Origin of the sequence: Thermococcus sp. (assembly GCF_027066465.1) — an archaeon.
Classification (GTDB): Archaea; Methanobacteriota_B; Thermococci; order Thermococcales; family Thermococcaceae; genus Thermococcus.
The window spans coordinates 1-9,428 of the sequence record NZ_JAMONU010000120.1; the positions used below are offsets into that span (position 1 = coordinate 1).

Below are 9,428 nucleotides of genomic sequence, written 5' to 3' on the forward strand. Positions count from 1 at the left end.
CTTCCTCCAGTTGGCCTTTTCGAAGTCTATGATGTAAACGTCATCACCGACGATGATGTGCTTGCCCCCCTGCATCTGGCCGTGGTCGAGGTAAAGCCTGTCGAGTAAGGCAGTTTTCTCGGCTATTCCGAAGAGGTGGCGCTTTTCAAGGTCGGCGTAGAGAACTGGCTCACCGTCGGCGAACTCCCTGACGAGATACGGAAGACCCTCAAAGGCTCCCGTGAAAAGCAGGGGCGGGGCTATTCCGAAGGGTTCTATAGCCCTCAGTATTTCCGCCTCCTTCTCGAAGTTGTTCCTCGGAGAATCCGGTCTCTGGAGCTTCACAACGACCTTTTTTCCGTTCAGCTCGCCGAGGAAGACGAGGCTCGTAGTGCCTTTGGAGAACGGCCTAACCCCATCAAAACCAAGCTCCCTCAGGTGGTTCAAAAAGCGCTCCAGCTTTCTGCTGCCTAAAACGTTCTCGAACGTCATACTCGATAAACTTAAATAGGTCGCCGATTAAATACTTTCGGTGGTAGCCATGGTGACGGCCTTTATTCTGATGGTTACGGCCGCTGGAAAAGAGAGGGAAGTCATGGAGAAGCTTCTCGCCATGCCCGAGGTTAAGGAAGCCTACGTGGTTTACGGTGAATACGACCTCGTGGTTAAAGTCGAGACGGACACGCTCAAGGACCTCGACCAGTTCATAACGGAGAAGATAAGACGCATGCCGGAAATCCAGATGACATCGACGATGATAGCCATCTGACCCTCTCGTTCTTCCGTTATTTCAAAAAAGAAAGAGGGTCACTTGTTCATCATCAGTCTTATCCTCTCGGCAGCGTCCTTTGCCTTGTCAGAGATGTTGCTGAGGGTTCTGGCGACGTTCAGTATGTATGTCCCGGTTCCCCAGTCAAACCTCTCGGCGTTTTCAAAGACGAGCCTCATGAGCTGAGTGTCGAGTTCGTCTATTACCTTCTCAACGTCTTCAATGGCCCGGATAAGCTCGTATTCCCTATTGATTTCCCTTTCGGCAAACCCGCTTTCTATAACCCGGTCCATCTGAACTATCGCCTCGTGGAGGAGCTTTGCGGCCTTTATGCTCTCCGTTCCCATCCTGAGGATGACATCCTTGATTTCCTTTGGAACTCCGTCGGGCTTTCCCACGAGCAACCACTTGGCGGTGTCCTCGGCCGAATCGGCCACCTTATCCTGCATGTGAAGGTAAATGAGGACGTCCTCGCGCGAAACCGCCATCATGAGCTTCGAGCTGAGGGAATCCCTGATTTCCTCCTTTATCCTGTCGGCTATGTCTTCGAGCCTGTCAACCTCAACCGCGAGGTCCCTCATCTCACCGTAGTTCCCGTTGTACCATGCGTTCAGGGCCTTCTCAAGCGTCTCAACGGTTTCAAAAACAACTTCCGAGTGCTTTATCAGGGGCTTGAAGGGGCTTTTCGCAAAGAGCTTCATCCACACCTGCATGGAATCACCCCGCAAGGAATAGTATCGCCTTGAATATGACCGCACTTATCGCGGCCGCAACCGGAACCGTCACGAACCATGAGATTATTATGTCCTTCAGGATTGAAGTGTTTATCGCCTTTATTCCCCTCGCCAGACCGACGCCAACGACGGCTCCAACGACGGTGTGCGTCGTCGAGATTGGCATCCCAAGCCAGCTGGCAACGAGTATAACTGTGGCGGCGGAGAAGTCTATTGAGAAGCCCCTAGTGTTAGTCAGTTCGGTAATCTTCTTCCCCACTGTCTCCATGACCCTGTAGCCGTACATGAATATGCCGACCGCTATTCCCAGACCGCCCATCGCGAGAATCCACTTCGGCACGGGAACTTTTATGCCGCTCAGCCCCATCGTTATGACGGCGTAAGCCGCAGCAACCGGGCCGACGGCGTTGGCAACGTCGTTTGAACCGTGGGCGAGGGCCACGTAGGCTGAAGTAACCACCTGAACCTTACGGAAGATGCTCTCGACGCCTATGTACGGGTCGCTGGGCTTGAAGTGGAGCCTTATGAGGAGGTAGCTTATCCCGAAGATGGCAATTCCGGTTGGAACACCGCATACCAGAACACCGTAGAAGAGGTTTTTTCCGTGGAGAACCTTGATGTAAAACATAGTCCCTATAACAACGAACGCCAGCCCAATCCAGAAGGGTGCCCAGCGGCGGGCGCTCTTTACCGGGTCGGAGCGCGTCAGTATTGAGAGCCTGACTGCTTTGAACACGAAGAAAGCGACGATTGCGCCGAATATCGGCGAGAGAATCCAGCTCAGAACGACCTGGGCGAGCTTGCCCCAGTCCACTATGCCGGTTCCAGCGTAAACTAGACCGTAGCCAACTATCCCCCCAATTATTGAGTGGGTCGTCGAAACTGGCAGACCGTTGTAGGTGGCGAAGATGAGCCAGATGCTCGCCGCTAGGAGCGCCGCTAGTGAGCCGTAAACGATAATCCAGGGGTTCGAAATCATGTTCTGGTGGAGAATTCCCTTCCTTATAGTTTCGGTCACGCTCTTACCGAAGAAGTAGGCCCCCGTGAAGTTCATAAGCCCGGCTATAACCGCCGCCTGCCGGGGGGTTATCGCCTTCGCACCGACCGCCGTCCCCATCGAGTTGGCGACGTCGTTTGCACCTATGTTCCACGCCATCCAGAAGCCCAAGATTATAGTGGCCACAAGCCAGACGTCCATTATCACCACCGCTACCCACTGAGGAACATCAAATAAATACATTGCCGCAGTAGAATATAGCTCGCTAAAAATCTCTATATAGGCACAAATAGAATAAAGAGAAGACTTCAGGGAGAAACTTTAACCACTTTTATGGCAATCCTTCCGCCGGGCTCCATCGTCAGGATTACATAGTGGTAGAAGCCGCCCTCGTCCGGCGGGGCGTAGAGCGGGGCACCTCCTCCGCCGGTTATTATGAAGTGAACGCCGTCGTAGGTTCCGTTCCAGTAGAGGTGTATGTGGCTGAAGATTCCGAAGGCATCGTACTCCCTCATGAGCTTGAGAAGTTCCTTGGCGCTGGCCTCGCTCATCGCGTGGTCGTCTCCGCCGGGCCTCGGGTCGTAGGGAGGTGCGTGCATTATTATGACCGGCTTCTCTCCGCGAGCTTTGGCAATCTCAAGCTGCTTCCTGAGCCAAGCAAACTGCTCATCGGTCAGGCTGTAGTCGTGCATAACGTCGTTCGCGAATATGTAGCGGTAGCCCCCGAGGCTGAAGGCGTAGTCGGTCGGCCCGAAGAGGTAGTGGAAGATGTTTATTCCCTCCCCCTGGTACTCGTGGTTGCCCGCCGCTATGAATACCGGCTTGTTCCAGTGCCAGACCTCCATCAGGTTGGCCCACTGGTAGATTGTGCCAGAGTAAACGAGGTCGCCACCGTCTATGACGAATGCCCCGTCCTCTTTGTTGATGTCATCCATTATCTTGAGGAAAACTTCGGGCGGTTGGTCGCCGCTGGGCGGCCTGTGGTCGCCGAAGGCCAAGACGCGGTACTCGCTTACGTTCTTGGCCACTATCGAGAAGCTCGGCTCCCTCGTCGTAAGCTCAACGGTTGTGTTGCCGATGATTTTGGCACCCCTCGGCAGGACAAGAAGCTTTGGATTGACGTTCTCGATTACGTATTTGAGGGTAACGTTCCTCGGGTTCTCGATTTTTACGGTAACGTTGAAGCCGAGCGCCCTTATGTAGACGGTAGTGCCGTTGACGAGCCTTATAACGCCCCCGGTAACGGTAACGTTCTCACCCTTAACCACGCGCCAGTAGTAGTTGAAGTGCTCCATCATTCCGAGCTGGTAGAGCTGGTAGTGTTCGTCATCATCCGGGATTCCGTTGAGGTTTACGTCTCCTATCTCCTGGACGACCTCACCCTCGAACGCTCCAACGCGCAGAACTGCCCTGAAGTCCGGCTTGAGCTTGCCCTCCTTGACCTCCTTCAGAAAGTAGAGGGCCGCGCCGACACCGGCCTTACTCGTTCCCGTAACAACCATCGTCGAGCCGTTGTCCGTGTTGAATATTGAGATTGTTCCAAGCCACGGGCCAACGTAGTGGATTCCGTAGCGGTAGGCGACGTAGCCGAAGGGTTCTATTTTGGTCACGTGAACGGGCTTGCCGAAGAGGACGTCGTGGGAATCCTTAGGCGAGAGAACGGCTATTCCCTTTCCGCGGTAGTCCGAGAAGGGGAGGACCTTGGCGTTCGGGAAGTAGTGCTTTACAAGGCCCTCGTAGCCGGCACTCACGTAAAAGGTCTCGTTGAAGATTTCACTCCAGTTGCCTATCACAGACCCCTGGGGGTATTTTCCAAAGTCTATACCCACGGTAGACGTTGAGGTTGCCGGGGAAGTGGAACTTGAAGCTGTCGGTGCACCGGAGCCTCCGATGCAACCAGCCGAGACAACCACCAGCACGAGGAGAACCATTGCTGCAGACCGTCTCATGGACTTCCACCCTACTACCTTCGGTCAGACCCTTTAAAGCCCTTCCGGGAAGGTTTAAATAGAACACCGAGAAGGAAATCTTGGTGATACCATGTTCGTGGGACATTACAAGGACGTCCCGGAGAAGGACACCGGTTTTGAGGGAGTAACCATAAGATGGCTCGTTTCTCCAAAGATTGGCGCCAAGAACTTCGCGATGCGCTACTTCGTCATGAAGAAGGGCGCCGAGATTCCGATACACCAGCACGACTGGGAGCACGAGATTTTCATCATGAAGGGCGAGGGAATAATAACCAACGGAAAGGAGGAGCATCACGTTAAAGCTGGAAACTTCCTCTACGTCCCGCCCAACGAACCACACGGCTACAAGGCCTTGAGCGACACCTTTGAGTTCCTCTGCCTCATTCCGGCCAAGAAAGAAGCTATCCCAGAGGAGGAGTGGGCTTAAACCTCTTTTCTCTTCCTGTAGTGATGAACCTTGGCCTTTTTCCTTCTCATGCGGAGAAGCTCGGGCTTCCTCGCCTTTGAGAGAAGCGGATAGGGCTCGAGGAGTTCAAGGGCGAGGTCGTAGGCAAGGCTACCGATTATGAACAGAAAAATTATGAGCACTATCAGGGGCGTGTAGTACCAGACCTTTCCTATGTGGGGTATAACGAGCACAACCTCTCCGATAACCTGATTTGGGTAGACCCTCCATGGGTCGGTGTATTTCCTGTTGTCTCCCTTGGTGATAAAGTAAAGCCTGCCCTCCCGGTCATGACCAATGGCAACTATTCTGTGGGTTATTCTGTACGTTGCACCCCCTATGTGAATCTGATAGAGAATTATGTCCCCGACGTGAAGCTTGTAGGGGTCAACGGGCTTTACTACAACGAGGTCACCGGGGTTTATCGTTGGTTGCATAGAGTTGGTCAGAATAACAACGTACTGAAAGCCGAAGACGAAGTGGAGAACTACCACGATGATTACAAAAGCCAGAAAGAAGTATGTTAAAAAAGAAAAAACAACGTTTTCAATTCTCTTCATTCAGAGCCTCCCACTTTACTGCCTCGGACCGACGTAAACTACCTTGACTTCCGTTGCGTTGAACTTCTGGACATCTATCGGGAATGGAACCGTAGCACCGCTGGTAACGTTAACGAGCTGAACGTCCGCACTACTGTTTCCAATTAGTATGGTGGTCTTCGAGGTTATCTTGGAGAAGTTTATGGTTGCAATGTAACCAAGCTTTCCATTGTCGTAGAACTTAACGTAAAGCGCTCCGGCGCCGGGATTAGTATTAACGGTAACACTGATGTTGTTCAAGATGTCAGGGTTGTTCTTGTTGAGGTTCCAGTCAACGGAAACTGTTCCTATTGGAGTTGTGATAGTATTACTACCTGCCCCAATCTCCTGGACAGTTACTTTGATTACTGGAACGGCCAAGGCGGCTCCGACTATCGCCAGCACAAGGGCGAGGGCCAGCGGTATTATCCTCCTCTTGGTTTTACTCCTCATATTTCACCACCCTTGGTGCTCTCACAAATTTTCGAAAAATCTCTTATAAATAGTTTTCTTAAATAACGCACAAGGTTCCAATTCAAATTTTGAATAGTATGCAAGCGGATTTAAAGAGACCGGCCCTTATTCAATGACCTTCAGAAACGCTCGAAATCATTTAGATTTAACCACAGACCCTCGCAGATAGGTCGAACCGGCCCACTCGACGTTCACATTAACGAACTCTCCAGGGTCACCAGAGTCGAGGATTATATCCTTGTAGTTGAAAGTCCTGCCCTCAACCCCGCCCTTCTTGCCCGGCCCGTGGACGAGAACCTCGACGGTCCTGCCGACGTAAGCTTTGTTTATCTCGTAGGCAATCTGGAGCCTCAGGCGGTGCAAAAGCCTCGAGCGCTCCTTGACGAGCCAGCCGGGTAACTGCTTCCACCTTGCCGCTATCGTTCCCGGCCTCGCCGAGTACCTGGAAACGTTAATCTTGTCCGGCTTAACCCGCTTTACAAGCTCGACCGTGTTCCTGAATGCCTCATCAGTCTCCCCCGGGAAGCCAACGATGATGTCGGTGTTGAGGTTCAATTCCGGAATCTTTTTCCTGAAGGCACGAACTATCTCCTCAAACTCCTCAACGGTGTAGGTTCTCCCCATTCTCCTAAGGATTTCGTTGTCGCCGCTCTGAACCGGCAGATGGAGGAAGCGGTAAACCTTCTCGTCCCGATAAGCCTCAATCAGCTCGTCGAGGAACTTGAGGGCGTGGTTGGGATTCATCATGCCGACTCTAACTCGAAACTCCCCCTTTATGGAGGTTATCTTGTCGAGGAGCTCAGCTAAGTTCGTCCCGATGTCGAAGCCGTAGCAGCCGGTGTCCTCGCTCGACAGGATAATCTCCTTGTATCCTCTCGCCAGAGCTTCCTTAACCCATTTGACGACGAGCTCGGGCCTGTAGCTCTTGAGAACTCCTCGAGCGAAGCGCGTCGCGCAGTAGGTGCATGCATTAAGGCAACCTTCACTTATGGGGACTACGAAGGCAACGCCGGGCTTCCAGAGGCGCGGAAGCTCGAGCTTGTCGAGGTTCCTCTCGCGCCAGTTCTCCACGCTGACGAGCTTTCCACCGCGTTCGGCCGTTTCAATCGCCTCGGCGATTCTGTCTATGCTCTTAACTCCCAGGATTCCGGAAACTCGCGGGTCTATGGCGTCAAGGTTGACGTGGGGAAGACAGCCGGTAACGATTACCCTCTTCCCGGAATCGAGAAGCTCCCTAATCCTCTTCACCATCTTGAACTCCGTTGGGTCCTTGACGGCGCAGGTGTTGACGACTACGTAATCGGCCTTCTCTGGAGCCTCGACTAACTCGTAACCGGCCCTCAGGAGTATCGCTTCCATTATCTCGCCATCGGCCTTGTTCCTTGAGCACCCGTAGCTCTCGACGTAAATCCTAACCATCGGTGGGCGCTCTAAGAAGGGCCTTAAAAAGGGTGCGGTTCAGAAATGAGAAGATTAAGAAAGGAGAAAGAGGTCACTCGATAACCGAGGCGAAAGCGAACTTTCTCTTGACGGAGTTAATCACAATCTCCACTTCATCTCCAACCTGAGTGTTCGGGACGAACACAACGAAGCCCTGAATCTTGGCGATGCCGTCACCGCCCTTACCGAGGCTCTCAATCTTAACCCTGTAGCGCTCTCCAACCTTAACGGGAGCTTCGTTCCCGTAGTCTCTATATCCACCAAATCTGTCTCCGTACATTCACAACACAACCTACACATTTCTGGAACCCTCTCGAAAGACTCCGAGAAGAGCCCCGATGAGGAGTAACCGGGAGGGTATATAAAGCTTTAGGTCGTGAGGAGAATGCGGGAGAATCATTGATGGGTCAAGGGGATTTCAGGCCCCTGAGGGAGTCTTCTTTTGTGCTCGCTCCTCTTGACGAGGTTCTCAACGTATTCGACCCTCTCAATTGAAACACCAAGCTCCTGAGCGATTTTCTCCTTCGGCATCTTCAGGTCAACGAGACGCCACAGTATCTCGTCGAGGAGGCGGTAGCTTATACCAAGCTCATCCTCGTCAGTCTGACCCTCCCAGAGGCCCGCGGTGGGCTTCTTCTCGATTATCCTCTCGGGAACGCCAACGAGCTTTGCAACCTCCCAAACTTCAGTCTTGTAGAGGTTTATGAGCGGTGCGTAGTCGCTTGCACCGTCGCCCCACTTGGTGAAATAACCCGTCAGGAACTCGCTCCTGTTGCTGGTTCCTAGGACAAGGTAGTTTTTAGCGTTGGCGTGGGCGTAGAGGAGGATCATCCTCACCCTCGCCATAATGTTCCCAAGACTCTTCTTATCCGGCCGAAAGCCAAGGCTTTGAACGAAGGCATCAACGATGGGCCTGATGTTTATCACCTTGTACTCAATCCCAAGGCTCTCGCACACGAGCTTGGCATCCTCAACGTCCTGATTCTCGTAGTAGGGCATTATCAGACCGAGAACGCGCTCCTTTCCAAGGGCCTTAACGGCCAGATAAGCCGTTGTAGCACTGTCTATTCCCCCGCTTATTCCAATTACAACACCGTCCGCATCGGCTTCCTTGACCTTTTCTGAGATGAAGTCCACTATCTTTTCAACCGCGCTTTCATAGTTGAGACTCCTCACTCAACCACCCCCACGGAACACCCTTATGAGTCCAACCCATGCAAAGATAGTTCCGACGATTGCAAAGATTAGGGCCGGCACCGCAAGGTTCGAGGCCGGGTATCCGACACCGGTTACATTGTAAACGTAACTAACGTTTCCCTTAAGAACGTTCACGGTAGGCCTGTCTGAGGGATGGAGAACCAGCCTGCCGCTTACGTTGTAGGTTGTGTAGTTAGTCCCGGACAGCACCCCGACGGTGGCGTTGCAGGACTCAAGAACCAGAGTTCTGTTTGATATTGAATACGAGTTCTCAAAGCTTTCGTTTCCAAGCGAGTACTGACCGGGTCTTAAAGAGCCTGAAGAGGAATAGTGATGAACCTGCGTGTGAAAAACGGCTATGGCCGAGAGTATAAAGGCTATCAGTAGAAATGCGAGACCGATTACGAAGAGCTTAGACCTAAACACCAACGACAGTATCCCCATGAGCATCACCGATGGAGTGGAGAAAATAAATGGAAGAAATCAGAATTTTCCTACGAGGTGGCATTCGGCCCAGTGGTTGTGCTCGTACTCAATCAGCTTAGGCTGCTCAACGTCACACAACCCCTTCTGGAAGTAGATGCACCTCGGGTGGAACCTGCAACCCGGCGGAATGTTCACAGCACTCGGAACCTCACCCTTAATCGGCAACTCCTTAATAACGTTCCTCCGCTCCGGCTTAGGCTCAGGAACCGCAGCAAGCAAAGCCCTCGTGTACGGATGAAGCGGGTTGTCAATGACGCGCTTCGCAGGCCCCATCTCCACAATCCTGCCAAGGTACATCACCGCAATCCAGTCGGCAAAATATCTAGCCGTCGAGAGGTCATGCGTAATGTAGAGGTAAG

Annotated in this window: 13 protein-coding genes; 2 read left to right on the top strand and 11 right to left on the bottom strand. The window is 52.6% G+C overall.

Going from position 1 to position 9,428, the window contains the following annotated elements:
* Positions 1–471 (bottom strand): phosphotransferase (locus tag MVK46_RS05515; protein WP_297535642.1); only part of this gene is annotated, 471 nt, incomplete at its 3' end.
* Between the two features lie 49 nt (positions 472–520).
* Between MVK46_RS05515 and MVK46_RS05520 the strand changes: the two genes are divergently transcribed.
* On the top strand, positions 521–748 hold the full coding sequence (locus MVK46_RS05520) for an Lrp/AsnC ligand binding domain-containing protein (RefSeq protein WP_014122803.1): 228 nt from the start codon (positions 521–523) through the stop codon (positions 746–748).
* A 38-nt stretch (positions 749–786) separates the two neighbouring features.
* On the opposite strand, the gene MVK46_RS05525 is transcribed toward MVK46_RS05520, so the two are convergent.
* The 3 genes from MVK46_RS05525 to MVK46_RS05535 all read right to left on the bottom strand — a co-directional run bounded on the left by MVK46_RS05525 (position 787) and on the right by MVK46_RS05535 (position 4,428).
* A complete protein-coding gene (locus MVK46_RS05525) occupies positions 787–1,461 on the bottom strand; it encodes a TIGR00153 family protein (protein WP_297535643.1) in 675 nt (224 codons plus the stop codon).
* Between the two features lie 4 nt (positions 1,462–1,465).
* Positions 1,466–2,680, bottom strand: coding sequence for an inorganic phosphate transporter (locus MVK46_RS05530; protein WP_297535653.1), 1,215 nt, complete (start codon positions 2,678–2,680; stop codon positions 1,466–1,468).
* Between the two features lie 107 nt (positions 2,681–2,787).
* On the bottom strand, positions 2,788–4,428 hold the full coding sequence (locus tag MVK46_RS05535) for a metallophosphoesterase (protein WP_297535644.1): 1,641 nt from the start codon (positions 4,426–4,428) through the stop codon (positions 2,788–2,790).
* 91 nt (positions 4,429–4,519) lie between these two features.
* Between MVK46_RS05535 and MVK46_RS05540 the strand changes: the two genes are divergently transcribed.
* Positions 4,520–4,876, top strand: a complete 357-nt coding sequence (locus MVK46_RS05540) for a cupin domain-containing protein (RefSeq protein WP_297535645.1) — start codon at positions 4,520–4,522, stop codon at positions 4,874–4,876.
* Here MVK46_RS05540 and MVK46_RS05545 read toward each other — a convergent pair.
* The 7 genes from MVK46_RS05545 to MVK46_RS05575 all read right to left on the bottom strand — a co-directional run.
* Positions 4,873–5,454 (bottom strand): signal peptidase I, encoded by a 582-nt coding sequence (locus MVK46_RS05545; RefSeq protein ID WP_297535646.1) that lies wholly within the window; start codon positions 5,452–5,454, stop codon positions 4,873–4,875. The genes MVK46_RS05540 and MVK46_RS05545 overlap by 4 nt on opposite strands.
* A 15-nt stretch (positions 5,455–5,469) precedes the next feature.
* Positions 5,470–5,925, bottom strand: a complete 456-nt coding sequence (locus tag MVK46_RS05550; RefSeq protein WP_297535647.1) for a hypothetical protein — start codon at positions 5,923–5,925, stop codon at positions 5,470–5,472.
* Positions 5,926–6,081: 156 nt separating this feature from the next.
* Complete coding sequence (locus MVK46_RS05555; protein WP_297535648.1) at positions 6,082–7,365, bottom strand: tRNA (N(6)-L-threonylcarbamoyladenosine(37)-C(2))-methylthiotransferase; 1,284 nt, start codon at positions 7,363–7,365, stop codon at positions 6,082–6,084.
* A gap of 73 nt (positions 7,366–7,438) precedes the next feature.
* Positions 7,439–7,666, bottom strand: coding sequence for a TRAM domain-containing protein (locus MVK46_RS05560; protein ID WP_297535649.1), 228 nt, complete (start codon positions 7,664–7,666; stop codon positions 7,439–7,441).
* A 116-nt stretch (positions 7,667–7,782) separates the two neighbouring features.
* Positions 7,783–8,562: an NAD+ synthase gene (locus MVK46_RS05565; RefSeq protein ID WP_297535650.1), complete on the bottom strand. Its 780-nt coding sequence runs from the start codon at positions 8,560–8,562 to the stop codon at positions 7,783–7,785.
* Positions 8,563–9,033 carry a hypothetical protein gene (locus tag MVK46_RS05570; protein ID WP_297535651.1) on the bottom strand — a complete coding sequence of 157 codons (471 nt, stop codon included), beginning with the start codon at positions 9,031–9,033 and terminating at the stop codon, positions 8,563–8,565. It lies immediately after the preceding gene.
* A gap of 33 nt (positions 9,034–9,066) precedes the next feature.
* A partial coding sequence (locus MVK46_RS05575; protein ID WP_297535652.1) for an ABC transporter ATP-binding protein occupies positions 9,067–9,428 on the bottom strand: 362 nt, incomplete at its 5' end.

Coding starts and splice junctions, on each gene's coding strand:
- MVK46_RS05545 (WP_297535646.1), bottom strand. CDS start 5,454: ATGAAGAGAATTGAAAACGTTGTTTTTTCTTTTTTAACATACTTCTTT.
- MVK46_RS05540 (WP_297535645.1), top strand. CDS start 4,520: ATGTTCGTGGGACATTACAAGGACGTCCCGGAGAAGGACACCGGTTTT.
- MVK46_RS05555 (WP_297535648.1), bottom strand. CDS start 7,365: ATGGTTAGGATTTACGTCGAGAGCTACGGGTGCTCAAGGAACAAGGCC.
- MVK46_RS05535 (WP_297535644.1), bottom strand. CDS start 4,428: ATGAGACGGTCTGCAGCAATGGTTCTCCTCGTGCTGGTGGTTGTCTCG.
- MVK46_RS05550 (WP_297535647.1), bottom strand. CDS start 5,925: ATGAGGAGTAAAACCAAGAGGAGGATAATACCGCTGGCCCTCGCCCTT.
- MVK46_RS05570 (WP_297535651.1), bottom strand. CDS start 9,033: ATGCTCATGGGGATACTGTCGTTGGTGTTTAGGTCTAAGCTCTTCGTA.
- MVK46_RS05530 (WP_297535653.1), bottom strand. CDS start 2,680: ATGGACGTCTGGCTTGTGGCCACTATAATCTTGGGCTTCTGGATGGCG.
- MVK46_RS05520 (WP_014122803.1), top strand. CDS start 521: ATGGTGACGGCCTTTATTCTGATGGTTACGGCCGCTGGAAAAGAGAGG.
- MVK46_RS05560 (WP_297535649.1), bottom strand. CDS start 7,666: ATGTACGGAGACAGATTTGGTGGATATAGAGACTACGGGAACGAAGCT.
- MVK46_RS05525 (WP_297535643.1), bottom strand. CDS start 1,461: ATGCAGGTGTGGATGAAGCTCTTTGCGAAAAGCCCCTTCAAGCCCCTG.